Raw genomic sequence first — 26,353 nt, 5'->3', positions numbered from 1 at the left:
TTTTATGGGAACAAAGATACTTTATTTTTTCACTTCAAAAACGGAAGCTCCTTTCACCCACTGATATTTAATCTGTTTTTCTTCTGCAATAAAGCGAAAACCTTCAAGTTTTTTTAAATAAACGTATATTGAAGAATCCTTTTTTAATGATAATTTCTGATTCGCCAGAAACTGCATAGGAAAGCTAATTAACGAATCTCTGGTTGTTTTTAATACATTTCCGGAATCTACCCTGTAAATAAACACAGGTTTTCCACGACCGGAAAAACTGTCCGTAAGCTTTATTTTTGAACTTGAAATCACTACTTCACTGGCGTCAAAACATTCGTCTGCATTCATTACATAAGCTTTGCCTTCTTGTCTTTCGTCCGCAAAAAGATCAATTTTATGTTCTATTTGAGGTCGTTTTTCTTCACAGCTTATCACAAATATTATGAAAAACAGGGATTGAAAAATCATTGTTTTCACTTTCATATTCATTTCGATTGGTGGTTTGATATAGAAAAACCGATGTTTGAACTGCATCGGTTTTTTCATTAATTATTAAGAAGTGTTGTTGTGTTATTCCTGAGTGTATTCAGCATCCCATTCATTTCCGTCATCTCCCTTGTGTCCGTCTAGTTTAATAACAAAACTTTTTGTAGGGAAATAAGGCGTCAAACGAATATCCAGCCAAACTCTGTCTTTATTTACTTTATCCTGTTCGAAACGAACAATTTTGAATTTCTCAATCAGCTTGTCCGGTCCTTTAATTCCGTCAAGGAAGCTTACAATTTGTCTTCTCAAGTCGTCTTCGTTTCTAGCATTCCAGTTTTCGAAAGCTCTTCTGTTTAAGAAATCTAACAAAACTTTGGTTACATAATCGAATACACGAACTACCGAATAAGTCTGAAGCCCGATATTGTCTCCTGTAAATAATGTTTTTGCTGAAAAAGCCATGATTTTTCCATATTCATTAACCATAGGAACTAATCCCATTTTTTCCAGCTGAGAAATTTCGCTTTTTTTCAATTCGAATTTTACAGCATCTACTTCATTGATGTTACCATGCTTTTTACCTGCTGCAACCTGCGACATGAGTGTTTTATGAATTTTTCCGGCTAATGAGGTGGAAGGTGGAAGTTCTACATTCTCCTCTTCCCCCACTTCTTCTGCTTTACCACGGCCGACAAGCCAGTTACACGTCATAATCACATTACTTCTGTGCAATTCTCCTCCTGTAAGATTCGCGGAATGGAATAAGTCTACTACATCATCCGGTTTATCAAGATTAGCAAAATCCGTAACCATCATTACTTTGTTTTCGTTACAGATTTTCGCCCATTTTTCAATCACTTTATTGGATCCTAAGTAACCCGGGATGGCCAAAATTGAGTAGTTATCTCTTAGATCTAAACGGTCGTAATAGTTTTTGAATTCCTCAGCAATAGCATCGATAAACAAAGGATTATCCAAATCAGAAACCTGGTCTAAGCTTGCATTTACAATACTCACATTATCTACTTTGTCAAGCTCCGTATTTTTGTAGAACTGAGCTACTGTCCTGTAATTGGTTTCTAATAAGCGGACAGCATCCAATGTGTTTTTCAGATTGGTTTTTAAGTTCTGATCTGCCTGTTGTGCTTTGTTTTTGCAAGTTTCTGCCATTTTATCAGCAGATTCATTTCCTTCTAAAAGATTGATCCAAAGGTTGATTTTCTGCAGGAGTTCTTTTCTTTCTTCTCCTTTATTGCTATCGTTAAGGAAGATTTCTTTCCTAGCCTTTCTTGTAGGGTTCATATTGGCGATACCATCCACAACAGATTCAACAAAACCGAAACCTCCTATTTTATTCAGTTCGGCAAGGGGATTTCCTTTCGGTTGTCCTGCGTGTTGCTGTTGCCCTTGTTGTTGGCTTTCAGCTGCCTGTAATTTACTATCCATGATGTAATGTAACTTCTTTAAGATTATTTTTCAAGTTCTTGTGCCACTTCTTTCAACACTTCCACAAAAGCAGCTCTTGTCTGCTCATTTTCTAACATATTACGCAGAATCTTATTCGTCTTTAGCTGACGAACAATTTTATTATATTGCTCCTGCTCCATACTTAGCTGCTGCAAATAATCTGATTTCTGAATAAGATTTTTGGGGGTGAAATCCGCAAGATTTTGAAAACGGAATTCCTCTTCCACCACATTGCCTTCTTCCGTTTCATGTTGTACATTTACAGAAGGTTGGAAATGTTTGAAGACGTCTTCCACTGTTTTTAATCCTGTTACAATTTCAGGTGTATAAGATTCTTCTGTTGTAAGCTGGCTTACTATCAGAGACTTATTTTCTTGTATTTCCTGAATAGCTTCATTAGCGTCTACTTTTACCTCGTTGCCGCCAACACCATAATTAAACATTGCCATATTATTAATATTTTGAGATTTCTTGTTTTGGTGTGAATTGGTTTTGTCTGAATCAAACAAATGTCCAATCCAATGTTTAAATTTAAAAAAAAACTGTAACATACAAAATTTTGTTAAGATTTTTTATTGAAATATTTAATAACGTTTACAAATAAGTACCTTATTATTATCTGTTTACAAGATCACTAAACTATGAAAAATAAACAAAAAAACGCATCATTTCTGATGCGTTTTTCTTTCTAACAATTCTTGGTGATGTTACCAAATTTTTATTCTGTCCTGAGGAGCCTTATACATTTTATCTCCCGGTTTTATATCAAATGCCTTAATAAATGCATCCTGATTTACCAATGGACCAAATGCCCTGAAAACTCCCGGCGAGTGTGGATCTGTTTTTACCTGGTTTATCATGTACTGATCTGTTGCCTTCGTTCTCCAAACCGTTGCCCAGCTCATGAAAAATCTCTGATCCTGCGTGAAACCGCTGATTAATCCTGGGTTTCCTTTGTCTTTAAGATACATTTGTAATGCATCATACGCAACAGCAACACCTCCTAAGTCTCCGATATTTTCTCCACTTGTAAATTTACCGTTTACAAAGCTTCCTTTTACCGGTTCATAACCGCTGTACTGCGCTGCCAACTGACCTACTTTGGCGTCAAAATTCTTACGATCCGCTTCGGTCCACCAGTTATTTAAGTTACCGTCTCCATCGAATCTTGAACCGCTGTCGTCAAATCCGTGAGAAATTTCGTGACCGATAACTGCTCCGATTCCACCGAAATTAACGGCTGCATCTGCTTTAGGATTATAGAAAGGCGGCTGAAGAATGGCAGCAGGGAAAACAATTTCGTTATTTGATCCGCTGTAATATGCATTCACCGTTTGAGGTGTCATTCCCCATTCTGTTTTGTCAACAGGTTTTCCTACTTTATCCAGACTTCTCTGATATTGCCAAGCGGAAACATTCTGAAGATTGGAATATAAAGTTGCTCCTGCTTTTGGAGATTCTACTTTTAACTGGGTATAATCTTTCCATTTGTCCGGATAAGCAATTTTCACGGTGAATTTTGACAGCTTTTCCTGAGCTTTAACTTTAGTTTCCGGAGACATCCAGTCTATATCATTGATATGCTGTTTGAATGACTTCAAAATATAGTCAATATAGGTTTCCATCTGAGCTTTTGCTTCAGGTGTAAAGTATTTTTCAACGTATAATTTCCCGAAAGCTTCACCAAGAACACTGTTTACGAGAGAAAGTCCTCTTTTATTCATCGGGCGCTGCTCTTTCTGTCCCTGAAGATATTTGGAATAAAAATCGAATCTGATCTGTTCCAAATTTTCATCCAGATTACTCGCATTACCATTGATTAAGTGATATTTTAAATAATCTTTCAGCAACGGAAGGTTCTTCTGTGTGAGGAACGAATCCATATTTTGGTAATACTTAAGTTCGCCAATGATTACTCTGTCTGTATTTACACCGGCTTCTTTCAAATATTTCGGAAGGTTTACATTTTTTACCAAAGCAGGTAATTCTGATACATTTTTCGGATTGTATCTTAAATTGGCATCTCTGTTTTGCTCAAGCGTCAGTAAATAATTGGCCAACTGTTTTTCAAAATCAACAACATTTTTCGCAGCCGATTCAGAATTTTTATATCCTAATACTCCGAACAGTTTTCCAACGTAAGACTGATATTCTGCCAAAGTTTTCGTGTTGGCTTCATTAACTTTCTGATAGTAATCTCTCCCCAATCCCAAATCCGGACCGCCAAGATACACCGCATTCAGGTTAGAATTCTTCATATCGGCACCGACTCTCCATCCATAAAAAGAATTATCTCCTAATTTTGTCGCTTCTAAAAGATATTTCTGAAGATCATTAAGGTTTTTGATGGCATCAATTTTTGCCAGATCTCCTTTGATAGGCGCTAATCCTTCTGCATTTCTCTTACTTGTATCCATAAACGAAGCATACAGGTTCTGGATTTTCTGCCCTTCGGAGCCCGCAGGATAAGTTTCTGATAAAATTTTGTTTAAAATATCTAAAGAAGCATCATCCACATTTTCTCTCAATGCATTGAAAGATCCCCAACTTGCCTTGTCTGAAGGAATCTGAGTCGTTTTCACCCAGTTTCCGTTCACATAGCTAAAAAAATCATCTTGCGGACGCACCGTTTTATCCATATAAGATAAATTGAGTCCTTCTTCTTTTACTTCCTCTTTTTTCACCTGTTCTACAACAACGTCTTTCATCGTTTCTGGTTTTTGAGTTTCAGCAGTCTTTGTCGTTCCACACGAATTTAAAAATACCAAACCCGAAAAGGCAAGTATTCCAATATTTAGCTTTTTCATTAAAGATAATTTTTGATTGTACACAAACTTACCAAATATACGAATTAATGATAATAGTAGTTAATCAATCATAAAATCGGTTAAAATAAAAGTCATTTTTATCCTTATAGAAAGAAAAAAATTAATTTTAGCAAAAAGCTATAAATTAACTAATGAAAAAGTATTTCTCCAGACAATCGATTCTGTTTATTTTATTTTTTATCTCAAAACTGATTTATTCTCAAAATACTGAAGAGAAAACTTATCTCCGAAAATTTATTTATCCTTTACAATCGTATGAACCCGAAATTGGTTTCAAAGAAGACTCTTTGATTTTCAATAAATTCTTTTCTGATGCAAAAATTCTTGGATTGGGAGAGGCTTCTCATGGCTCAAGTGAAATTTTTAAGATAAAAGATAAATTAACACGGTATATTTTACAGAAAAATCAAGGCGGAATTTTTTCAATAGAAGCATCTATGCCGGATTCCTTTTTAATCAATGAATACATTATTAAAGGAAACAAAACCGGAAAAGAATATTTAATGAATATCAAATCGTGGATTTATCAGACAGATGAAATACTAAAAATGATAGAATGGATGAAAAAATATAACGATAAGAATACTAATAAAATACAGTTCACCGGATTTGATATGACAACCTACACAGGGTCGATCGTTCAACTAAAGATATTGATGGGTAAATATGACATTCCATTTGAAGATTTATTTGAATTAACAAAAAACCTTCATGAATTCAGTAAATTGGAACGAAAGCAAATATCTGAAAAAAAGCAAAAAAGTGCAGAAATCTTAATCAAATTAAACAACATAAAATTGTTTTCCTCTAAAATATCAAAACAGGAAGACAGAATATGGTTTGCACAGAATATAGCTCTTATTGAGCAATATTTAAACTTAACTTATTGGGAGAGAAACAAATACATGGCTGACAATATTTTCTGGCTCAAAACTCATTATCCGGAATCGGCTTTTGTTTTATGGGCACACAATGAACATATTAAGAAAACCGGAGAAGAAACTGGAAAATTTTTAAAAGAAAAATTCAAAGATAATTACATTAATTGCGGAACGTTTTTTTATGATGGCTATCATTCTATTATTGATATGAATGAAAAGGATGTTAAACCTATTTATCTGAAGAAAAATTCTAAAGATTCATTAGAAGAATTACTCAATTCTTTTGATCTTCCCTTATTCATATTAGATCTTAAAGCAATCAAAAAAGAGAATAATAAATTGGCAAAATCTATTTTAAGCAAAATAAACTACCGAACCGTCGGAGCAGCACCTGTTAAAAGAGATTTCAAATCCGGAAATATATCCGAAGATTTTGATTATCTTATTTTTATAAAGAATTCTACTGCATCAAAATTATTATCCGACTAATTTTAAACAAAAAAACCGCTCATTTCTGAACGGTTTTGCTATAGTTTGGTAAGATTACCAGATTTTAATTCTGTCTGCAGGAGCTTTGTATAGCTTGTCTCCCTGCTTCACGTCGAATGCTTTGTAGAAAGCATCAACATTGATGATAGGCCCGAAGCTTCTGAAATATCCAGGAGAATGCGGATCTGTTTTTACCTGGTTCACCATGTATTTTTCACTTGATAATGTTCTCCATACGGTTGCCCAGCTTAGGAAGAATCTCTGATCCTGTGTATAACCACTGATCATTCCAGGGTTTCCTTTATCTTTCAAGTACATCTGAAGAGCGTCGTAAGCGATATTCACACCTCCTAAATCTGCAATGTTTTCACCGTTTGTGAATGTTCCGTTTACGAAAGTTCCTTTTACAGGCTCATATTTGTCATACTGAGCCGCAAGGGCTTTTGTCGCTTTTTCGAAGTTGGCTTTATCTTCCGGAGTCCACCAGTCTACCAAGTTACCGTCTGCGTCGAACTGCGCCCCTGAATCATCAAATCCGTGGCTCATTTCGTGACCAATAACTGCACCAATTCCTCCGAAATTCACTGCAGCATCTGCCTTAGGATTGAAGAAAGGCGGCTGAAGAATTGCAGCAGGGAACACGATTTCGTTGTTTACCGGGTTGTAGTAAGCATTTACCGTTTGTGGAGTCATTCCCCATTCTGTTTTATCAACCGGTTTTCCGATTTTTGCCAAATCTTTATTGTACTGCCACTCTGTAATGTTCTGAAGGTTTGAATATAAATTTCCACCTTTAGCTTCAGAAGTGATATTTAATTTAGAATAATCTTTCCATTTGTCAGGATAAGCAACTTTTACGGTGAACTTGTTCAACTTTTCCATTGCTTTTTGCTTTGTAGTTGAAGACATCCAAGTTAAGCCATTGATGTGAACGGCAAAGCTTTTCTTTAAGTAATCAATTAGTTCAACCATCTGAGCCTTAGCTTCAGCAGGGAAATACTTATCAACGTATAATTTTCCGAAAGCTTCACCCAGAGTTCCGTTGATCAATTCATACCCTCTCTTGTTTAAGGCTCTCTGCTCTTGCTGGCCTCTCAAATATTTACCATAGAAAGCAAACTTCATATCTCCCAGTTTTTCACTTAGATAAGATGCACTTCCGTGAATCATATGAAATTTCAGGTAATCCTTAATTACAGGAAGATTCTGAGCATTGATAAATTTATCTAAATTCTTATAGTATCCTAATTCCCCGATGATTACTTTATCTGTATTCACTCCAACAGCTTTAAGATAAGCAGGAAGGTTTACATTTTTCACTAAGGCTGTAAGCTCAGTCATTGTTTTAGGGTTGTACTGAAGTGTATTGTCACGACTTTGCTCGTTCGTTAAATAAGTCTGAGCAATGCTTTTTTCATAATCAACAATACTTTTTGCCGCAGCATCAGCATTTTTATATCCTAATTCTTTCAACATAGAAGCTACATATTTTGTATATTCTGCAAGAGCTTCCGTGTTTTTTTCGTTTACTTTCTGGTAATAGTCTCTACCTAATCCTAAAGATGCATTTCCTAAATAAACTGCATTCATTTTAGAGTCCTTAAGGTCTGCATCTACCCCCCATCCGTAAAAATTGTTTTCACCTTCTTTCGTTACAGAAATCAAATAGTTCTGAAGATCGCTAACATTTTTTATCGCATCAATCTTTTTCAGGTTTGCCTGAATAGGTTTGATCCCGTCTGCATTTCTCTTCGTCATGTTCATGTATGTAGCGTACAGATCCTGGATTTTTTTACCCTCTGTTCCGTCAGCAAATTTATCTTTCAGAAGAGAGTTTAAGATCGTCATTGAATTATTGTCTGTATCATCAGCCAATTTGTTGAAACTTCCCCAAGTCGGCTTATCGGAAGGGATTTTCGCAGTCTTCATCCAAGTTCCGCTCACATAGTTATAAAAATCATCTTGTGGACGAACTGATTTATCCATCAAGCTAAGGTCTAAACCTTTGTCTGTAGCCTGAGCGCTCACTGTTTGTGAACCAATCCCCGCTAATAAAGCCAAAGAAAGTGTTAATTTTTTCATTTCTAATTACAATTTAACAATAAGTGTAACTTTTTTTTAATTTGTTACTTTTTTATGAAAACAAATTTAATTAAATATTAAGAAGTTGCAATTTCTTTTACATTTCCGGTACGTTTCAAAAATCCCCAGGTCTGCATTTCCCCTTTCAGAGCCTTTCTTAAGCTTCGGAACAGCACAATATACATCAGCCATCTGTATCCGAAACGTTGTGGAATAATATATAGTAGATTTACCAGCTTTTCTCTCTGCATAATGAAAGCTATGAGAGCCAATGAAGCGTCTACCAAAAGGAAGATTAAATAGTAACTGAATATTTTGCTTCCATTTCCTGATAAAATGCCAAAAAACATGATAAGATCGGCAAGAGGCGAAAAAAACGGAATAATATACTGAAACAATAATATATTCGGCATTGCCCACAATCCTAAGCCTTTGTATTTCGGATTCAGGAAAGTCTGTCTCTGCTTCCAGAACATCTGCATGATTCCATACGTCCATCTGAAACGTTGTTTTAAAAACTGTTGTACAGTTTCAGGGGCTTCTGTCACAGCAACCGCACGGTTTTCATTAGCAACGGTATATCCTTTTCTCAAAATTTTCACAGTAATATCACAGTCTTCCGCCAAAGTATCGGAAGAATATCCTCCCACCTCATCGATCACAGATTTTTTGAAAGCTCCAATTGCTCCCGGAATCACGGTAATGGCATTGATATTTGCATACGCCAATCGGTCAAAATTCTGACTGGTTGTATATTCTATAGACTGCCATTTTGTTAACCAGTTTACCGTATTTCCAACTTTTACGTTTCCTGCAACAGCGGCAATTTTTTCTTCTTGATTTGAATTTAAAAATCTTGCAATTAAATATTTTACAGCATCTTTTTCCAATTTTGTATCTGCATCGATACAAACCACGTATTCTGCATCAGTTTGGGAGATCCCGAAATTTAGAGCGGTTGCTTTTCCGCCATTTGCTTTACTGAAAATCTTCAGTTTCGGGTGATCAGAAAATGCTTCTTTTGCTTTTTCATAAGTAGAATCTTTACTTCCGTCATCAACTAAAATAATGTTAAAATTCGGGTAAGTTTGTCGCAATAAGTTATGCAGGGAAGAAACAATATTGACTTCTTCATTATACGCGGGAACAATAATCGAAACTTTCGGATAAGATTCCAATACCGGAAATTCTCCCAGTTTTTTCTCTTTTCGTCTTTCTTTAAACGCCCAGTACAGCATAATTATCAATCTTATCAATCCTAATCCGATAAAAATGGTAAAAAGAGCTACCAAAAAGTGACTGATTCCATAAATGATGGTCGCCAACACTAAATTAAGCTGCATCACGTAGTATGCTCTCGTTTTTGGAACTTCAGGCATTAATTCCGCCTTATTTTTATGTAAAATACTTGCAAGATTGGTAAAATGATAGCCTTCTTTCTGTAAAGTCGGGATTAAAATTTTCAATGCTTTTACTGTTTCTTCTCTAGTTTCACCACCTGCATCATGCAGAAGGATAATATTTCCCCTTTCTGCTTTCAATCCTGCCATTACACGTTTTACAATTTCATCCGCTTTTATTCCGGGTTGCCAGTCTTCCGGATCTATATTTTCTCCAATATCCAGATAATTTTGCTGTCTTGCCAGAGCAACAGGTACGATTTCTTCAGAAGTTGTTGGCTCAGAATCGGCATTATAAGGTGCTCTGAAAAGAATGGTACTGTGCCCTGTAATACACTCTATGAGTAGTCTTGTCAGTTTTAATTCCAATAAAGCTCTTTCAGGACTTACTTTAGCAACATTCTCATGGGTAAAGGTGTGGTTTCCTATTTCATGACCTTCTCTATAAATTCTTTTAACCAAGGGAAGATTTTTCTCAGCATTTAATCCTACCAAAAAGAACGCAGCCGGAACATGGTATTTAGATAAAACATCTAAGATCTGTGGTGTATAAGTTTCATCAGGACCATCATCGAAAGTGAGAACCAATTCTTTCTGAGGAGCTTCCCCATATTTTTTCACTTCATAAGAGCTTGGATAAGTCACATAATTTTCATCAGTAATGATTTTTTCTTTCGGATCAATCTCCACTGCAATTTTTCCGTCATGAGGTGTATTTAGAACATCCAGAACTTCCCCGTCGCCAATATAATCAACCATCGTCTGACCTTTCACATTTTCCAGTGTTTTTAAATTTAGTTTTGCCAACCCCGCAAAAGTCAGATCCTTATCATAAAAGTTCCAGATCCGGCTGTCTTCACTTCCCAGTCTCCAGAGCGCGGTTCCTGCCAAAGGATATTCTGAAGAGAAACGCATGGTATTGAAAATGGAAGCCGCATCATTGAAAAACACAGTGTGGGTATTATTTTTTGAGTCTGTGTAAGAATAGTTTAAATTAAATGTATCATCATCAAAATTGATAATTGCTTTACTCGCACTCGCTTTTGTGATTGCCTGCATATAAGTTACAGAACTGTTGTCATTCTTATTGGTGCTCCAGTCGTAACCGTAAGCTCCCAATCCTAAAATGATTTTGTTCGGAGATGTTTTCTGTAAAAATTTCCCGGTCTGTGCTTCCACCCATTTCTGTGAAGAAACAGGTCCAGCATCGCTGTCCGCAGAATATTCATCATAAGCCATTAACACGAAATAATCTACATACGGATTTAATTTCTGAATATTATAATCATCATTATCCGTCATCACATCCATTGTAACGAGCAGTTTATTTTGTTTGAAAGTATCGGAAAGTTCTTTCATAAAGGCGATCAGATTTTCATCAGAGTCCAGATTCATTTCTTCAAAGTCAATATTGATTCCTTTAAAATGAAAGGTGAGACATTCCTTAGCCAACTTTTGAATAAGTTTTGTTCTCTGCTGAGGATTATTCAGAACTTTTCCCAAGCCTTCGGAATGGAATTCCTGCTGGAAATTATTACTTAAGATTGGCATTGCTGCGACCCCTGTTCTTTTGATCACTTTATAACCTTCAGGGTCTACATTGGTTTTCAGATTACCTGTTTTCGGATCAAGGAAAAACCATTCGGGGAAAACAAGATTGATATGTTTGATGTTTCTCTTTAAAGACATCAGTGACTGAGGATCCCATGCAACATAGAACGCAGAACGTATTCCCCCCGGAAACTGTGCCCAGTTCCTGTTTTGATTTTTAAGTCTTTCGGCTCTTGCTTTGGCAATTTTAGCAAGATTGGTATGCATTGTTTTTTCAGAAATAAAACTTCTGAAGCCTTTATATTCTTTCGAGATTTTATTTTCCTGTAAATAAGGTTTATTTGCAGTAATTACCGCTTTATAGTCTTCTTTAAAAGGAATTTTAGGGCTTTTGTCCAGTTTCATCATCAAACCTAAAGCAAGGAAAAGCAATACTGCAACGAAAATGAAAATACGGCTTCCCCACTGTACGTTTCTCCAGCGTTTTTTGCTATCGGTCTGAAAAATCTGTTTTGAGTTCTCCACGATTCTGATATTTTTTGAATGAATTTCAAAAACCGTGAAAAACTCCCTTATATTTAATTAAAAAAATATTAAAATTACAGTTAGGGTTTAATTATTAATAAGAATCCCCACTAAATCCTGAATAATTTTCTGCGAAACAAAATTCATAAAATCCAGCCGCTCAAGATGAGGCATATATAATTTCGAAGTCATTTCTTTTTCACCTATTCTGATCGTATAAAAAACCGTTCCTACATCTTTGCCGTCCTCTCCTTTCCCCGGTCCCGCAACACCCGTTGTAGAAAGCGAAATATCAGTTCCGAATAATTGTTGACAACCTTTTGCCATTTCAGAAGCAACCTGCTCACTTACTACTGTAAATTCATCTACCGTTTCTTTTCTGACTTTTAAAATCTCAATTTTCTTTTCGGTTGCATAGGCTACTATTCCTCCGAGATAGTATTTTGAACTCCCTGAAACCGAGGTAATCATTTTTGCCAATTCACCGCCTGTACAGCTTTCTGCCGTAGAAACCGTCAGTTTTCTTTCCGTTAAAATTTCAGCAAGAATTTTCTCTATTTTATCTTCAGAAGTTGCAATTACATTGTCTTTGATTAAAGGCAGTAATTTCTGGATTTCCTCTTCCAGTTCCTGCTGCAAAATAACAGCATCTTTTCCTGTCGCTGTCAGTCGTAATTTCACCCGGGTTCCTACCGGAAGATAAGACAACGTCAAATTTTCAGGTAAAGCCAGTTCCCAATCTTCAATCGTGTCTGCTAGAATACTTTCCGGAATTCCTACAACGGAAACTATTCTTGTGGAAATATAATTTAAGCTGAATTTATCTTTTAAATAAGGAACAATCTGGTCTTTAATCAAAGGCTTTACTTCATAAGGAACTCCAGGTAAACTGAATAACAGTTTTCCATTCTGTTCCATCATCATGCAAGGCGCTGTTCCGAAATGATTTTGAAAAACCGTAGATCTTGTAGGAACAAAAGCCTGTTCGCGGTTTCTTTCTAAAATTTCCAGACGGCCGCGTTTTTCCATATAAACTTTCAGATGATTAAAAGTTGCTTCATCCAAAGCAATTTCATCATTGAAAAACTCGGCAATCGCTTTCTTGGTTTTATCATCCCTTGTAGGGCCTAAACCTCCTGTGGTAATAATTAGATCTCCTATTTCAAAGGCTGATTTAATCGTATGTTTTATGGTTTCTATTTCATCTGAAATCGTGAAAATCTGTGAAACTTTAATTCCTATATTTTTAAGCTCAGTAGCAATGAAGTTAGAATTGGTGTCAACCGTATTTCCGGAAAGGATTTCGTCACCAATAGTAATCAGAACAGCATTTTCCATATTTATTTTCGAAAAAAATTCGTTTACAAATGACGGAAAATTCTCATTGGCAGGCAACATAAATTGATTTTTTCTATTTTTGGCGGAAATTGTTTAAAACTATAGTTGTTTATGCATAAATATGATGATGCTTCGTGGCATTATGGAGGGGATTTTCCGGAAGGTCTTCCTGAAAAAAACGGAGCAACCCATACTGGAATGTTTCTGAATTGGTGTATTACCCATGGTTTAATTTCTGATGAATTAAAAGAAGATCACCAAGAGGAAATTGAAAAATTAAAAAGAAGAGAGATTACAGGTGCAGAGTTTGTGATGGAAGCTCTTGACGGAAAGTTTTCCGAATATGACCTCAATGACTTTGGAAATAGTTTTGCTAAAGATTATTATGTGGATGATACCGATTTCGGAAGCAGATTCAGTTCATTTGCTGATGACTATATCAATCTTTTTGATGCTAAAGCGGAAGAAAATGATTATGAATATGAGACTTTCTATCATATTGAAGATACCTACGAAAACTATGACCTAATGAAACAGATTATAGATCACCGTTTTGAAGAGTGGAAAGAGTATAAAAGCTTGAACTAAAACATAAATTCTGTCATTCTGACGAAATGAAATGCAGTGAAGAATCTATTCCAAATTGAGATTCTTCCTTCGTCAGAATGACAGACTGTATGATTATACTATTATTAGTTATGTCTTACCCAAATCAATTCATCCGTATTATAACCGATTTTTTTTGCTTTTTCTAAAAAGCGTTGTCGGATACTTTCAGGAATATCTTTTGTTCTGGAAAGAATCCAGAGATATTTTAAACTGCTTCCAGCCACTAAAGCATACTGGTAGTTTTCATCAATATCAATGACATTATAGCCTGCCCAAACCGGCTTAAAGAATGACACTTTCAACCGGGCTTCATTTTTATCTTTCACGAATTTCGCTTCTCCAATAGATTCTTTCCATTCTTTTTTAACGTAATTGTAGCCTTTATTGTCAACACGAATGGTACCATTCGGATTTTGAGAATATGTTGCCGTTACATTATCCATGTCTTTTTCAAATTTGTAATCGAAACGGGCTATTTCATACCATTTTCCAAGATATTTATCTGCATTGAAATTTTTCACGGCAGCAGCTCCTTTAGGAATACCAACAGAACATGATTTCAATAACATCAATCCTAAAACGCCTATTGAAACGGGAATAGCAATTTTTTGAAAAGTTTTCATAATACAAGTATTTGATGGTTGCCGTAAAAGTTCAAAAATGATGCCTGAAAATTTTAAGTTTATTTCTAAAAGTATTGCCAACACTAAAAACTTTTTAAAAATCCAGAATTTTAAACCCGAAAAGAGAAGGCGCAGATTCTAAGGTTTCGGCGGCGGCTTTGCCGCCGCCGAAACTATCTTCCAAATTTAAAATATTTTGAAAGCAGGTGTTTTTTACCTTTCATAAACAATGAGACCATATCCATCCCTATTACAGAAAAAGTAATGCCGTTGCCTCCAAAACCAAGAACGAAGTAGGAATTTTTAAATTTTTCATGGGTTCCTATATACGGAAGTCCATCTTTTGTTTCTCCGAAAGTTCCGGCCCAAACAAAATCGGTATAAAACTTATAATCAGGTTTTATTTTTTTTAAGGTTTTAAGAATTTTTTTTTCTTTTTTATTTAAAAGGGCATCCCTTTTTTTCGCATCATAAAAATCCTCATCACCACCACCTATCAGCAATCTGCCATCATCCGTTGTACGCATATACATATAGGGATCGTCCGTGTTCCAGACCAATGTACTGTCCACACGTTTTCCTTGTTTTGGAGCTATTTCCGAAACGACAGCATAGGTACTTTTCAAATTAACGAAATGTTCTTTGATTATACTTGTACTTTCATAGCCAATACAATAAATAATTTTTTTTGCTTTGATCTGAAATCCGGAATCCATAGTGGTAATATTAAACCCTTTATGGTATTCAACTTTTATCATTTCTGTTTTATCAAAGACTCTTAAGCCCTTTCTTATATTGATTTCAAATAATTCATGGGCAAATCTAAATGCATCAATACTTGCCCCTTGTTTGGATAGAATTCCGCCATAGGTATTTTCAAAGCCAAATTTTTTAGATACCTCATCGGCTTCCATCCATTGTACTTTGAAACCTGCTTTTTTTCTGGCTTCAAATTCTTTCTTCAACCAATTTACATCCTTCTTTTTTGAAGCAAGGTACAGAGATTCTTTTCTCCTAAACCCTGCATCCGATCTAATTTCTTTGGATAGCTTTTCAATCCTGTCAATAGCATCAGAACAGGCTTTATAGCTTTCTACCGCTCCCTTTTCTCCTATTTTTCCGATTAGTTCAAAAAGAGGAATATCAATTTCATATTGCAGCATTGAAGTGGTTGCTGAAGTACTTCCATTGCATATTTCACGTTTATCAATAAGGATTGTTTGATAACCATCTTTTATCATTTGATGAGCAATTAAACTTCCGGTAATTCCTCCTCCGATAATTAAAACTTCACATTCCTCATTCGATTTCAAGGAAGGGTATGAATTGACCAATCCATTTTTTAAAAGCCAAAACGGTTCATTTGATTTAAGATCCACAAGAATATTTTTTCTTTACACTATCAACAATTAAGCCTTTTTAATTACCAGAAAATTAAATATTGGTTTAATTTTTGTTGTTACAACCCCACATCAAAACCACCAAAAACATAAAAATATGATCACGATTATCCCCGAAGCTCCGGAGAACGTTGCAGCATTCAATGTAACAGGAGAAGTAACGAAAGAAGATTTTGAAAACCTGGTATTTCCTGTAGTAAAAGCTAAAGTAGAACATTTTCATGAACTGAATTACCTGCTTTATCTGGATACAGATATTGATAACTTTACTGTAGGAGCCTGGTTTGAAGATCTGCTTTTAGGATTGAAAAATTTAGCCAATTGGAACAGGGCCGCCATTGTAACAGACAAAAAAGGAATCCAGAACTTTACGGATATTTTCAGCGTTCTGATGCCGGGAGAATTTAAGTCTTTTCCAAAAGAAAATCTTTACAATGCGCTGTACTGGTGCAAAAATGGCAATGAAGTAGAAGCATAGTCTACTATAGAAAAGAGAAGCAAAATTTGCTTCTCTTTTTTTATTTGTCACACGATACACATTCCACTGCAAGATCATCTTCCCCCTGCTGTTGTGAGCCGTATAAGTATTTATACCTTAAAGCGATCACTAATCCGATAAAAGTCATCCCGACTCCCACCAATGATGGATAATTAAAAGAGAATCCGTGCTCCAAAGGAATACCTCCCAGAAAGGCTCCCATCGCATTTGCAATATTAAAAGCTGCCTGCATAAATGCTGCCGCCATCATTTCACTTTTGGGTGCCGCCTTCATCATCATGATATTAATAGGCGCAGAAACCGACATTGATAACGCTCCACAAACAAAAGTCAATATTAATGCTGCTGTTTGATTGTCTGAAAGAAAAAATACTCCCGCCAGTGCAGACATCATCAAAAATATAAATAGTATACACGTCTTTTCAGGGCTCATTCTATCGGAAATATATCCTCCAACAAGATTTCCAACCACCATTCCGCCTCCTGCAAGTATCATTACATAAGCCATCTGGCTTTCTTTAATTCCTGCTACAATTGTCATTAAAGGCGTAATATAACTGAACCATGTAAATAGTCCTCCAAAACCTATTGCTGTGATCAGCAGAACCAGCCATGACTGTCTGCTTTTAAGAAATTTAAGTTCTTCCAGGAAGTGACTATCTTCTTTTCTTTCCAGGACAGGAAGCCAAAGCTTTAAAGAGATTAATGTTAATAATCCTATTACCGCTACAATTGCGAAATACCATCTCCAGTGGAAAGTATGGCCAATATAAGTAACCAACGGAACCATCGCAAGATTCGCAACCGTAAGTCCGGTAAACATTAAAGAAATATAAAATGCTTCTTTTCCTTTACCTGCCATTCTGGCTGCAACTACGGTTCCCACTCCGAAAAATGCTCCATGTGGCAATCCGGATAGGAATCTGATAATTAACATGGTTGTATAATCGGGTGCAATCGCCGATAAAGCATTGAACAAGGTAAAGATCACCATCAACGCGATCAGTACTTTTTTAGGAGGAAATTTTACAGAATACCCAATTAAAATAGGTGCTCCGATCACAACTCCCATTGCATAAGCAGAAATTAAATGTCCTGCTTCAGGAATAGAGATCTGAAGTGATTTCGCAATATCAGGAAGGAGCCCCATCACCGTAAATTCCGTAGTTCCAATTCCTAAACCTCCTATTGCAAGCGGCAAAATTCTTTTATCCAATCCCATACATCTAAACCTTTTGAATTTTTAGAAAAGAACCGATCACAATAATCGATTCTAATTTGAAAATGCAAAAATCGAAAGAAAATTTGGCTTTGACTTCCACTCAGATGACATCAATTTGCTCCATATTAACCTTTTTGATTAATTTTATACTCTTAAATAATCAAATCAGGACAAAATGAAAATCCAGAAAGAAATCATAGAATTTGAAAAGGATAAATCTTTCAAGCTTTTTTCCCCTTCTCTTAAAAACTGCTTTTTCTGGCATTATCACCCTGAAATTGAGCTTGTTTATGTAGAGGCATCGAAAGGAATACGCCATGTGGGAAAAGATATTTCCAGCTTTGTAGACAGTGATCTTTTGTTAATCGGATCCAATGTTCCGCATCTTAATTTCGATTATGGAATTCAAACCGAATGTAAGCAGCTGGTTTTACAGATGAGAGAAAACTTTCTTCATAATCTCATCCTTAGTATTCCTGAGTTTGAAAATATTAAAAAGCTTTTAGATCGTTCGTATCTCGGGCTGTCTTTTTCCGGAAAAACCAAAGAAACGATTGTTGAAAAACTTCATTCGATTAAAGATCAAAATACTTTCGAATCTTTAATGGGATTAATTGAGATTTTACAAATTCTGGCCCGGTCTACCGAAGTTAAAGAGCTCAATAGTGAAGACACCCGGATAAAATGGTTCCTGAATGATAAAATCAGGATGGGTACCATCTACAGTTATATTCATGAAAACTATGATAAAAAGCCTAACGTAAACGAAATCGCACAAACCATAAGTTTAAGCACTCCTGCTTTTTGCCGTTATTTTAAAAAGCAGACGAATATGACTTTTACCGATTTTGTAAATAATTACAGAATCAATCAGGCGCAAATATTTCTATTAAAAGATTACTCAGTGACGGAAGTTTGTTTTCATGTGGGATTTGAGAGCCTTTCTTATTTCAATAAACTGTTCAAACATCATACGGGAAAGACCCCTTCAGAATTTAAGAAAAAACATTTGAGTAATATTGTTGAATCTATATAACTGTCATTCCGACAAAGGAGGAATCTAAAATATTTACAGATTCTTCATTACGCTTTGCTTCATTCAAAATGACAAGAGGTTTTTCATCTTTGTTTGAGTCTCTGTATCAATAAAAAATCGCTTCATTTCTGAAGCGATTGTATTTTAATGAATATGTTTTTCTGCGTGATAAGAACTTCTTACTAAAGGTGAACTTTCAACATGTCTGAAACCTAAGCTTCTTGCAAAATCTCCAAATTCGTCAAATTCTTCAGGAGTAATGAATTTTTTTACAGGAAGATGCTTTTTTGTCGGTTGCAGGTACTGTCCTAATGTAATCACATCTACGTTTGCATTTCTGATGTCTTCAATGGTCTGGAATACCTCATCTTTTGTCTCACCCAAACCAAGCATCACCCCGGTTTTAGTTCTTCTTTGTCCGGCTTCTTTCAAATATCTAAGAACCTCAAGGCTTCTTTCATATTTTGCTTGAATTCTCACTTCTCTTGTCAAACGCTTTACGGTTTCCATGTTGTGAGAAATCACCTCAGGAGCTACTTCTACCAATCTGTCAAGATGTTTTGTAATTCCCTGGAAATCCGGAATCAATGTTTCCATAGTGGTTCCCGGAGAAATTCTTCTTACGGCATTTACAGTTTCACCCCAAAGAATAGAACCCATATCTTTCAAATCATCACGATCAACAGAAGTTAAAACCGCATGTTTGATTTTCATTAATTTAATAGAACGTGCCACTTTTTCAGGTTCATCCCAATTTACATCCATTGGCTTTCCTGTTTTTACTCCGCAAAATCCGCAGCTCCTTGTACAGATATTTCCTAAGATCATGAAAGTTGCTGTTCCTTCTCCCCAACATTCTCCCATATTCGGGCAGCTTCCACTCTGGCAAATTGTATTTAATTTATATTTATCAACCAAGGTCCTCAATTCTCTGTAATTCTTTCCGGTAGGAAGTTTTACACGAATCCATTTTGGTTTCTGAACGGTAGTATCTTGAACTAAATTCTCCATTTATTTCTCAAATTGAGGTTCAAAGTTAGTGATTTTTTTATCGAAACAATCAAAGACAAGGATTGATGGAAATTATAATTGCTTACCTTTTATAAGATTTGCTGATGAAAGGATATTTTGTTGGTATTAATCGTCCTCAAACTCATTATTTTTCAGTAATTCAGCTAAGACCTTTTTTGCCCGCATCACACGGACTTTAGTATTCGCAACGGAAATCCCCAGTTCTTCAGCAATTTCTTTAATGCTTTTTTCTTCAAAGAATCTTAATCTGATAATATCCTGATAATTGGCATCTAAAGATTCAATGGTTTTAATGATTTTTTTTTGTTCTTCATCGGAGATCATGAGTTCTTCCGGAGATTTTGCGTACTGGTTTTTTACTTCATCCAGATTCTCCGTAGGATCCTGATTTTCTCTTGCCTTCTTTCTCCAAAAATCAATAATGGTGTTTTGAGCAATGGTTAAGATCCAGGTCTTAAACTGAAAATGTGGATCATACATATCCAGTTTCGATAAAACTTTCGAAAAAACATTTACCGTAATTTCATCGGCATCGTTTTCATCCCTTACTTTTTTCATTACAAAAGAAAAAACATCAACCCAAAAGATGTTGATGAGCTTGGTCTGAGCTTTCTGGTCTTTTTCCTTTGCTTTCCCGATAAGCTGGAATAATTGTTCGTCATTCATTATTAACAAATATAATTGATTTTGAACAGAATTGCAATAAAACGTCTCGTAAAGAAGGGAGGAATATGGAGTCATAAAACCGAAATTTTACAAACCTGAAAACTATACGTTTCGGGCTTCATTGGGAGTCGTTCCGCTTATTGGCCTTATTCCCTTGAATTTATTATCTTTGCAGGGTAAAATTTTAAAGCAACAAATCAATGAATTCCTTTATAGAAGAACTAAAATGGCGTGGTCTTTTTGCCGATATGATGCCCGGAACCGATGAGCAACTGAATAAAGAGGTAACTACTGCGTATATTGGATTTGATCCAACAGCTGATTCTTTGCATATCGGAAGTCTTATTCAGATAAAAATTTTAGCTCACTTTCAGCAACATGGTCACAAGCCGATTGCTTTGGTAGGTGGTGCTACAGGGATGATCGGGGATCCCTCAGGAAAATCTGCGGAAAGAAATCTTTTGGATGAGGCCACTCTTCTTCATTATGTAGATTGCCTGAAAAACCAACTCTCAAGATTTTTGGATTTCTCCGGAAATGAACCTAACAAAGCGGAACTGGTAAACAATTACGACTGGATGAAAAATATTTCTTTCCTTGATTTTGCAAAAAATGTAGGAAAAAATATTACCGTAAATTATATGATGGCGAAAGATTCTGTGAAAAAGAGATTTTCAGGAGAATCGGGTGCGGAAGGAATGAGTTTTACGGAATTTACTTACCAATTGATTCAAGGGTATGACTTTTTACATTTATACCAGAATAATAATGTAAAGCTTCAGATGGGGGGGTCTGATCAATGGGGAAATATCACAACCGGTACTGAACTGATCCGTAGAAAAGCCCAGGGAGAAGCATTTGCATTGACTGTTCCTTTGATCACTAAGGCAGATGGTTCAAAATTTGGAAAATCTGAAAGCGGAGAAAACTATTGGTTGGACAAAAAGAAAACATCTCCATATAAATTTTACCAGTTTTGGCTAAATGCAACCGATGATGATGCGGAAAGGTTCATTAAATTCTATACCTTCCTAGGAAAAGAAGAAATTGAAGCTTTAATTGAAGAACATAAAACATCTCCAAACGAAAGAAAATTACAGAAAAAACTAGCTGAGGAAGTAACAGTTTGGGTTCATGGAAGAGAAGAGTTTGAAAAAGCTTTTAAAGCTACTCAAATTCTTTTTGGGCGTTCAACTGCAGAGGATCTTGTAAATCTTGATGAAGAAACTTTCCTTGAAATTTTTGATGGAGTTCCTCAAAAAGAAGTGGCGAAAGATGATGTTTTAGGTGTAAATATCGTAGATCTTCTTTCTGAAAAGTCAGGTTTTCTGAAATCTAAAAGTGAAGCTACGAGAGAATTGAAAGGAAATTCAATTTCTGTGAATAAACAAAAGGTAAATGAAGTATATACTGCCAACGAAAGTGATTTGATTGACGGAAAATTCCTTCTTTTACAAAAAGGAAAGAAAAGTTACTTCATCGTAAAAGTAATTTAATCTTTTCAACAGTATACAAAAAAGCGGCGAGATAAATCTCGCCGCTTTTTTTCATCACAAAATTATGTTTTATATATTTTTAGAAAGCATATCCTGCAGAAGCTGACAAAACCTGACCACTAGAGGTTCCTTCTTTTTTCAATTCTCCGTCTACCCAGACTTGAACTTTTAAGGTGGATGACGCATTTGCTCCTGTAGCACTTACCGCAACATTCGCGCTATAAGCTCCGGCTTCAGCAGTAACTTCCGGGCTTGACCAGGTTGTTCCGCTAAGACTACTTGCTGAGGTAGTATTTCCGTCAATTCCATACACAGCAACATCAATATCACTTCCTGAAGAAGCAATTGCCTTAAAGACAACTTTATGTGATTTTCCTGACCCCGGAATATTGTCGTCGTCATCATTTTTACAAGATGCAACCAATCCGATAAATAGTGTCGCCATTGCGACCATAAAGGTTCCTTTTAAGACATGAACGATTTTCATTTTTTTCATAAGTTTTTTTGTTAAATTTTGCTACTTTAATTCAATATTCTATGATTAATGATTTGGTATTTGCAAAGCTATCAGTAGATGCTTAACCTATCAATCCTAAAAAACAAGTATTTTTTTATACCTAAATCAGGGTATTTTTTATGCTGTTTTTTTTAGTTAAATTGGGCGTTCTATAAATCGTCGACCTAAACAACCGAATCAGTACCTCATGAACAAACTACTTATTTTATTAAGTATATTAATATCTTTTACATTACAAGCCCAGCAAATCATCCCACTTAATGAAAAGCCTTATTTAGACAGTCTAAAAAATGTAGTCAATACAAAAGCAAGTACTCAGTCTGTCGCCGAATCAGCTTTTCTGTTGTCCAATTATTACAGGAATACAGACTCGTCTCTCAGCAGAAAATATCTGGAACAGGGACGAAAGCTTGCTCAAAAGAATTCTTATCTTCTGGCTAAATATTTTTATTTTGAAGGTCAGTACAATCTGGATCATGATAAAGAAAAAGCAGCCCTTTTTTATCAGCGTTCTATTAAAGCATTATCCAAATTTAAAACTGAAGAATCAGCTTTTTTACAAGCTCTTGCATGGTACAGCTACGGAGTGACGCAAAAAAATAAGGAAGGATATCCGTTTTTACTGAAAATCATCCTTGAAAAAAGTATTCCTTTGGTTGAAAAGTATGAAAATAGCAAAAGTTTAGGTTTCTTATATACACAGCTTGCTATTATTCTTACTTATAATGCGGAGTTTGAAAAAGCAGGAAACTATAATAAAAAAGCTTTAGCTATCCTAGAAAAGTCCTATCCTCACTCTTCTGAGCTGTTTTATACCTATTTGAATTCTGCCAGCAATTTCTGTTATCAAGCTAAAGGTGATGAAGCGAAAAAGTTTCTTGATAAAGCTGAAAAAATGATACAGCCCTATCCTGAATCTTCAGCCAACGCTTTTTATTATTACGGAAAAACACTTTATCTGATTACAAAGCAAAGAAATGAAGAAGCGCTGCCGGTTATTGAGAAGGGGATTTTTTATTCTACAAAATTCAGTCAGAATTTACTGGCTCAGATGTTTTATTTCAATAAATATGATATCTTAAAAAAATTAAGAAGATATGATGAGGCCAAGAAAACTCTTGAAGACATCCTTGCGGAGCAATCTTTAGCTTCAGATCTTAATAATAGAAAAGCAATCTATAAACAACTTTCCGCACTTAATGAAGAGATGGGGAATCCTAAAGAAGCATTGTTGTGGGAACAGAAGTATTCTAAGCTTAATGACAGTCTGAATACAGAAAGTGTAAAATTAGAAATCAATAAAATTGAAGCCAAATTTAATGCTGCAGAAAAAGAGAGAAAAATTGCGAACCTGAATGCTGAAAAAAAACAAAGAGAACTGGAAGTAAGTGAGAAAAATTCTTATTTAATAGGACTTAGCCTTGTACTATTATTATTGATTATCTTTTTTATTTTCCTCTTTGTCATTTATAGAAAAAACAAAAAAATATCCGAACAAAAGGAAATCAATCTTCAGCAAAAAATTACTGATATAAAGCAAAAAGAGGAATTAAGCCTTACCAAAGCTATTCTCGAGGGGGAAGAAAGGGAAAGAGAGCGGATTGCCCGAGATCTTCATGATGGGTTGGGCGGAATGCTTGCCGGAGTAAAAATTAATTTTTCAACTTGGTCTTCTCATCATCTCAATCCTGAAAAAGATAAAGAATTTTACAGAATCCTCTCCCAGCTGGACAATTCTGTTGCTGAACTTCGTCATGTTGCCAGAAACCTAATGCCTGAATCCCTGCTTAATTTCGGGCTGGAAACCGCCTTAAATGATCTTTGCGAATTTTACATCAGAAAGGATCTTGACATTGATTTTCAACCGATCAATATCGAAAAAAAATTACCGCTCAATATTCAGCTTAATATTTACAGAATTGTACAGGAGCTCTTGGCTAATGCGGTAAAACATTCAGGAGCCAACAATATTTTACTTCAATGCTCACAATCTGAAGAAAATTTCTTTATTACGATTGAAGACAACGGAAAAGGATTTGCAAAAAACAGTGAAGAGAAAACAAAAAGTCTCGGACTTCGAAACCTAAAAAACAGAGTCGATTACCTGAAAGGAAAAATGGAAATCAGCTCCGATCATGAAGGAACTACTATCAACATTGAACTTAATACGCATGCAGACTGAAAAAATAAATATCGTTATTGTTGACGATCATCCTATTGTGATTGAAGGGCTGAAAATGATGCTTGGCAATCAATCTTATTTTCATGTTTCGGAAAGCTTCACAACAGGTTCCGAGATCATCACTTTTATAAAAACCAATCCCGTAGATATTATTCTTCTGGATATTACTTTGCCTGACTATAGCGGAATTGAAATTTGTAAGGAAATAAAAAAAGTAGCTCCCAATACTTCCGTAATTATGTTCAGTAACCGTTCTGAGAGAAGTATTATCATGCAGTGTATTCAAAACGGAGCAAGTGGATATTTACTAAAAAACACGTCTATAGATGAGCTTATAGAATGTCTGAAAGGAGCTCTTTCCGGAAATATTGTTTTCTGTAATGAGACAAAACAGATCATAAGTAAACTCTCACATACAACAATAGCAACGCCGAGATTAACAAAAAGGGAGAAGGAAATTCTGAAACTGGTCGCTGAGGGAAAAACCAGCGCTTTAATTGCTGATGAACTATTTTTAAGTCCTTTAACCGTAGATACACACAGAAAAAATTTACTGCAAAAATTTCAGGCAAAAAACTCTACAGAACTCATAAGCCTGGCCATTCAACACAATATGATCGATAAATAAAGAACCACCTTTAAAGGTGGTTCTTCAGATATAATAAAAAAATAATTTTTATAATTCTAGGAAGCTGTGCGCTACAGCAACACTTTTAATTCCATTACCTGTTACAGTTGCTGTTTTTGCAACTTCACCATCAATCCAGATAGTAACAGTAAGCTTAGAATCAGCATTCGGAAGGTCTGCATTAGCTGCCAAATTCAATTGTGACTGGCTAGAGTTCACAAAAAACTCTCCAGTTGACCAGGTTAGTCCTTCAGTATCATACATCGTTTGTTGATTAGTTCCTACCTGAGTAACAATTGTTTTAAAAATATGAATAGGAGCGGTCGGAGGAGTTGTTCCACCAGGTGTTATTTTTGCTTCAAATTGAACAACATGATCTACATATTCATCATCGTCGTCATCTTTACAAGAATTAACCACTACAATTACTGAAAATAATACAGCAAATAAAAAAGAAAGTCTAAGTAAATTTTTTGATTTGTAAAATTGCTTCATTTCTCCAAATAAATTTTTATGTTTCAAATATAGGCTTTTTATCAATATAAAAATAACTTTTATGAAAATTTTCCAACAAAGATTTCTAAAAAATATCAAATCATTAAAACCTGTATAGCAAGTTAAAATGGCTTTATAAAAATTGATTAAAACGCTCCAAAATTAATTTTATCTATAGAATCATAATTTCCAATTCAATCCATCTGATTAATTATTTATCTTTGTCTTTATGAATTTAGATTACATCGTAAGAGAACCCGAAAATATAACTTCCAGTACCCCAATCCTTTTTATGCTGCACGGATACGGAAGCAATGAACAAGACCTTTTCAGCTTCAGAGAAACCCTTCCAAAAGACTGGATCATTGTAAGTTTCAGAGCCCCTCGAAATACTCAATTTGAAGGCTTTTCGTGGTATGATATAGATTTTAACAATCCTGAAAATTTCATTGACGTTCCGCAAGCGGAAGAAGCTTTACAATCAGTTTTAGAAAGTATTTTAAAAATTATAAATCATTATGGACTTGTTGATGGCAAGCCCCACCTTTGCGGTTTCAGTCAGGGAGGAATTTTATGCTATTCTTTAGCTTTAAGATATCCTGATCTATTCACTTACATAGCGTGTTTAAGCAGTTACCCTGAAGAAAAACTATTAACCAATATTGTAAAAGATAAAAAGAAACTGGAAAAATTACGTTTCTTTATTTCTCACGGAACAGATGATGCTGTAATCCCTCTGGAATGGGGAAGAAAAGCTGCAGATCTTTTGTATGACCTTGGCTGCTACTTCACATTCAGAGAATACATGAGCGGACATGGCGTCAACCAAAAGAATTATATGGATCTCATGGATTTCTTCTCCAAGTAAATTAAGAAAACTTCAAAAATATCCCGTTTTGAATAAACGATT

Annotated in this window: 22 protein-coding genes; 8 read left to right on the top strand and 14 right to left on the bottom strand. The window is 35.3% G+C overall.

The window, feature by feature from the left end; translation table 11 throughout:
* Window positions 1–21 precede the first annotated feature (21 nt).
* From MKS83_RS20645 to MKS83_RS20630, 4 genes are all read right to left on the bottom strand, one after another.
* Window positions 22–537, bottom strand: coding sequence for a hypothetical protein (locus tag MKS83_RS20645; RefSeq protein ID WP_240581145.1), 516 nt, complete (start codon window positions 535–537; stop codon window positions 22–24).
* 24 nt (window positions 538–561) lie between these two features.
* Window positions 562–1,923, bottom strand: coding sequence for a DUF5458 family protein (locus MKS83_RS20640; protein WP_100377974.1), 1,362 nt, complete (start codon window positions 1,921–1,923; stop codon window positions 562–564).
* A gap of 23 nt (window positions 1,924–1,946) precedes the next feature.
* Window positions 1,947–2,393, bottom strand: a complete 447-nt coding sequence (locus MKS83_RS20635) for a type VI secretion system contractile sheath small subunit (protein WP_169925777.1) — start codon at window positions 2,391–2,393, stop codon at window positions 1,947–1,949.
* Window positions 2,394–2,651: 258 nt separating this feature from the next.
* Window positions 2,652–4,751, bottom strand: coding sequence for a M13 family metallopeptidase (locus MKS83_RS20630; protein ID WP_240581144.1), 2,100 nt, complete (start codon window positions 4,749–4,751; stop codon window positions 2,652–2,654).
* Between the two features lie 152 nt (window positions 4,752–4,903).
* On the opposite strand from MKS83_RS20630, the gene MKS83_RS20625 reads away from it, so the two are divergent.
* Window positions 4,904–6,142, top strand: coding sequence for an erythromycin esterase family protein (locus MKS83_RS20625; RefSeq protein WP_240581143.1), 1,239 nt, complete (start codon window positions 4,904–4,906; stop codon window positions 6,140–6,142).
* A gap of 54 nt (window positions 6,143–6,196) precedes the next feature.
* On the opposite strand, the gene MKS83_RS20620 is transcribed toward MKS83_RS20625, so the two are convergent.
* The 3 genes from MKS83_RS20620 to MKS83_RS20610 all read right to left on the bottom strand — a co-directional run bounded on the left by MKS83_RS20620 (window position 6,197) and on the right by MKS83_RS20610 (window position 13,038).
* The gene (locus tag MKS83_RS20620; RefSeq protein WP_240581142.1) at window positions 6,197–8,224 is read right to left on the bottom strand and encodes a M13 family metallopeptidase; all 2,028 of its coding nucleotides are present in this window, start codon (window positions 8,222–8,224) and stop codon (window positions 6,197–6,199) included.
* A gap of 77 nt (window positions 8,225–8,301) precedes the next feature.
* A complete protein-coding gene (locus MKS83_RS20615; protein WP_240581141.1) occupies window positions 8,302–11,700 on the bottom strand; it encodes a polysaccharide deacetylase family protein in 3,399 nt (1,132 codons plus the stop codon).
* An 87-nt stretch (window positions 11,701–11,787) separates the two neighbouring features.
* Window positions 11,788–13,038 (bottom strand): CinA family nicotinamide mononucleotide deamidase-related protein, encoded by a 1,251-nt coding sequence (locus MKS83_RS20610; RefSeq protein ID WP_240583209.1) that lies wholly within the window; start codon window positions 13,036–13,038, stop codon window positions 11,788–11,790.
* Between the two features lie 111 nt (window positions 13,039–13,149).
* On the opposite strand from MKS83_RS20610, the gene MKS83_RS20605 reads away from it, so the two are divergent.
* Window positions 13,150–13,626 (top strand): hypothetical protein, encoded by a 477-nt coding sequence (locus tag MKS83_RS20605; RefSeq protein ID WP_240581140.1) that lies wholly within the window; start codon window positions 13,150–13,152, stop codon window positions 13,624–13,626.
* Between the two features lie 104 nt (window positions 13,627–13,730).
* Here the strand turns inward: MKS83_RS20605 and MKS83_RS20600 are convergent, their stop codons facing one another.
* Both MKS83_RS20600 and MKS83_RS20595 read right to left on the bottom strand, forming a co-directional pair.
* The gene (locus MKS83_RS20600; protein WP_240581139.1) at window positions 13,731–14,270 is read right to left on the bottom strand and encodes a lipocalin family protein; all 540 of its coding nucleotides are present in this window, start codon (window positions 14,268–14,270) and stop codon (window positions 13,731–13,733) included.
* A 173-nt stretch (window positions 14,271–14,443) separates the two neighbouring features.
* Window positions 14,444–15,649, bottom strand: a complete 1,206-nt coding sequence (locus MKS83_RS20595; RefSeq protein WP_240581138.1) for an NAD(P)/FAD-dependent oxidoreductase — start codon at window positions 15,647–15,649, stop codon at window positions 14,444–14,446.
* A gap of 118 nt (window positions 15,650–15,767) precedes the next feature.
* Here MKS83_RS20595 and MKS83_RS20590 point away from each other — a divergent pair, with 118 nt between their 5' ends.
* Window positions 15,768–16,148 carry an STAS/SEC14 domain-containing protein gene (locus tag MKS83_RS20590; protein WP_240581137.1) on the top strand — a complete coding sequence of 127 codons (381 nt, stop codon included), beginning with the start codon at window positions 15,768–15,770 and terminating at the stop codon, window positions 16,146–16,148.
* Between the two features lie 40 nt (window positions 16,149–16,188).
* On the opposite strand, the gene MKS83_RS20585 is transcribed toward MKS83_RS20590, so the two are convergent.
* On the bottom strand, window positions 16,189–17,391 hold the full coding sequence (locus MKS83_RS20585; RefSeq protein WP_240581136.1) for an MFS transporter: 1,203 nt from the start codon (window positions 17,389–17,391) through the stop codon (window positions 16,189–16,191).
* A 175-nt stretch (window positions 17,392–17,566) separates the two neighbouring features.
* Between MKS83_RS20585 and MKS83_RS20580 the strand changes: the two genes are divergently transcribed.
* On the top strand, window positions 17,567–18,427 hold the full coding sequence (locus MKS83_RS20580; RefSeq protein WP_240581135.1) for an AraC family transcriptional regulator: 861 nt from the start codon (window positions 17,567–17,569) through the stop codon (window positions 18,425–18,427).
* Between the two features lie 144 nt (window positions 18,428–18,571).
* On the opposite strand, the gene lipA is transcribed toward MKS83_RS20580, so the two are convergent.
* Together lipA and MKS83_RS20570 are read right to left on the bottom strand one after the other, a co-directional pair.
* On the bottom strand, window positions 18,572–19,438 hold the full coding sequence (gene lipA / locus MKS83_RS20575) for a lipoyl synthase (RefSeq protein ID WP_100377989.1): 867 nt from the start codon (window positions 19,436–19,438) through the stop codon (window positions 18,572–18,574).
* 126 nt (window positions 19,439–19,564) lie between these two features.
* Entirely contained in the window at window positions 19,565–20,125 is a 561-nt protein-coding gene (locus MKS83_RS20570; protein WP_240581134.1) for an RNA polymerase sigma factor, read from the bottom strand.
* A gap of 200 nt (window positions 20,126–20,325) precedes the next feature.
* Between MKS83_RS20570 and tyrS the strand changes: the two genes are divergently transcribed.
* Window positions 20,326–21,621: a tyrosine--tRNA ligase gene (gene tyrS, locus MKS83_RS20565; protein ID WP_240581133.1), complete on the top strand. Its 1,296-nt coding sequence runs from the start codon at window positions 20,326–20,328 to the stop codon at window positions 21,619–21,621.
* 79 nt (window positions 21,622–21,700) lie between these two features.
* Here tyrS and MKS83_RS20560 read toward each other — a convergent pair whose 3' ends face one another.
* Window positions 21,701–22,117, bottom strand: a complete 417-nt coding sequence (locus MKS83_RS20560; protein WP_240581132.1) for a hypothetical protein — start codon at window positions 22,115–22,117, stop codon at window positions 21,701–21,703.
* A gap of 208 nt (window positions 22,118–22,325) precedes the next feature.
* On the opposite strand from MKS83_RS20560, the gene MKS83_RS20555 reads away from it, so the two are divergent.
* Complete coding sequence (locus tag MKS83_RS20555) at window positions 22,326–24,320, top strand: ATP-binding protein (protein ID WP_240581131.1); 1,995 nt, start codon at window positions 22,326–22,328, stop codon at window positions 24,318–24,320.
* The gene (locus MKS83_RS20550; protein WP_240581130.1) at window positions 24,310–24,948 is read left to right on the top strand and encodes a response regulator transcription factor; all 639 of its coding nucleotides are present in this window, start codon (window positions 24,310–24,312) and stop codon (window positions 24,946–24,948) included. Before MKS83_RS20555 ends, MKS83_RS20550 begins: the two co-directional genes overlap by 11 nt.
* A 48-nt stretch (window positions 24,949–24,996) precedes the next feature.
* Here MKS83_RS20550 and MKS83_RS20545 read toward each other — a convergent pair whose 3' ends face one another.
* Window positions 24,997–25,470 carry a hypothetical protein gene (locus MKS83_RS20545; protein ID WP_240581129.1) on the bottom strand — a complete coding sequence of 158 codons (474 nt, stop codon included), beginning with the start codon at window positions 25,468–25,470 and terminating at the stop codon, window positions 24,997–24,999.
* Window positions 25,471–25,672: 202 nt separating this feature from the next.
* Between MKS83_RS20545 and MKS83_RS20540 the strand changes: the two genes are divergently transcribed.
* On the top strand, window positions 25,673–26,311 hold the full coding sequence (locus MKS83_RS20540; RefSeq protein WP_240581128.1) for an alpha/beta hydrolase: 639 nt from the start codon (window positions 25,673–25,675) through the stop codon (window positions 26,309–26,311).
* Window positions 26,312–26,353 lie beyond the last annotated feature (42 nt).

Origin of the sequence: Chryseobacterium sp. Y16C (genome assembly GCF_022488405.1) — a bacterium.
GTDB lineage: Bacteria > Bacteroidota > Bacteroidia > Flavobacteriales > Weeksellaceae > Chryseobacterium > Chryseobacterium geocarposphaerae.
This window is presented reverse-complemented; position numbering and strand designations above follow the sequence as displayed.

Excerpts from the sequence above, each read along its gene's own strand:
- MKS83_RS20645 (WP_240581145.1), bottom strand. The coding sequence starts at position 537 with ATGAAAAAACCGATGCAGTTCAAACATCGGTTTTTCTATATCAAACCA.
- MKS83_RS20640 (WP_100377974.1), bottom strand. The coding sequence starts at position 1,923 with ATGGATAGTAAATTACAGGCAGCTGAAAGCCAACAACAAGGGCAACAG.
- MKS83_RS20635 (WP_169925777.1), bottom strand. The coding sequence starts at position 2,393 with ATGGCAATGTTTAATTATGGTGTTGGCGGCAACGAGGTAAAAGTAGAC.
- MKS83_RS20630 (WP_240581144.1), bottom strand. The coding sequence starts at position 4,751 with ATGAAAAAGCTAAATATTGGAATACTTGCCTTTTCGGGTTTGGTATTT.
- MKS83_RS20625 (WP_240581143.1), top strand. The coding sequence starts at position 4,904 with ATGAAAAAGTATTTCTCCAGACAATCGATTCTGTTTATTTTATTTTTT.
- MKS83_RS20620 (WP_240581142.1), bottom strand. The coding sequence starts at position 8,224 with ATGAAAAAATTAACACTTTCTTTGGCTTTATTAGCGGGGATTGGTTCA.
- MKS83_RS20610 (WP_240583209.1), bottom strand. The coding sequence starts at position 13,038 with ATGGAAAATGCTGTTCTGATTACTATTGGTGACGAAATCCTTTCCGGA.
- MKS83_RS20605 (WP_240581140.1), top strand. The coding sequence starts at position 13,150 with ATGCATAAATATGATGATGCTTCGTGGCATTATGGAGGGGATTTTCCG.
- MKS83_RS20600 (WP_240581139.1), bottom strand. The coding sequence starts at position 14,270 with ATGAAAACTTTTCAAAAAATTGCTATTCCCGTTTCAATAGGCGTTTTA.
- MKS83_RS20590 (WP_240581137.1), top strand. The coding sequence starts at position 15,768 with ATGATCACGATTATCCCCGAAGCTCCGGAGAACGTTGCAGCATTCAAT.
- MKS83_RS20585 (WP_240581136.1), bottom strand. The coding sequence starts at position 17,391 with ATGGGATTGGATAAAAGAATTTTGCCGCTTGCAATAGGAGGTTTAGGA.
- MKS83_RS20580 (WP_240581135.1), top strand. The coding sequence starts at position 17,567 with ATGAAAATCCAGAAAGAAATCATAGAATTTGAAAAGGATAAATCTTTC.
- lipA (WP_100377989.1), bottom strand. The coding sequence starts at position 19,438 with ATGGAGAATTTAGTTCAAGATACTACCGTTCAGAAACCAAAATGGATT.
- MKS83_RS20570 (WP_240581134.1), bottom strand. The coding sequence starts at position 20,125 with ATGAATGACGAACAATTATTCCAGCTTATCGGGAAAGCAAAGGAAAAA.
- tyrS (WP_240581133.1), top strand. The coding sequence starts at position 20,326 with ATGAATTCCTTTATAGAAGAACTAAAATGGCGTGGTCTTTTTGCCGAT.
- MKS83_RS20560 (WP_240581132.1), bottom strand. The coding sequence starts at position 22,117 with ATGAAAAAAATGAAAATCGTTCATGTCTTAAAAGGAACCTTTATGGTC.
- MKS83_RS20555 (WP_240581131.1), top strand. The coding sequence starts at position 22,326 with ATGAACAAACTACTTATTTTATTAAGTATATTAATATCTTTTACATTA.
- MKS83_RS20550 (WP_240581130.1), top strand. The coding sequence starts at position 24,310 with ATGCAGACTGAAAAAATAAATATCGTTATTGTTGACGATCATCCTATT.
- MKS83_RS20540 (WP_240581128.1), top strand. The coding sequence starts at position 25,673 with ATGAATTTAGATTACATCGTAAGAGAACCCGAAAATATAACTTCCAGT.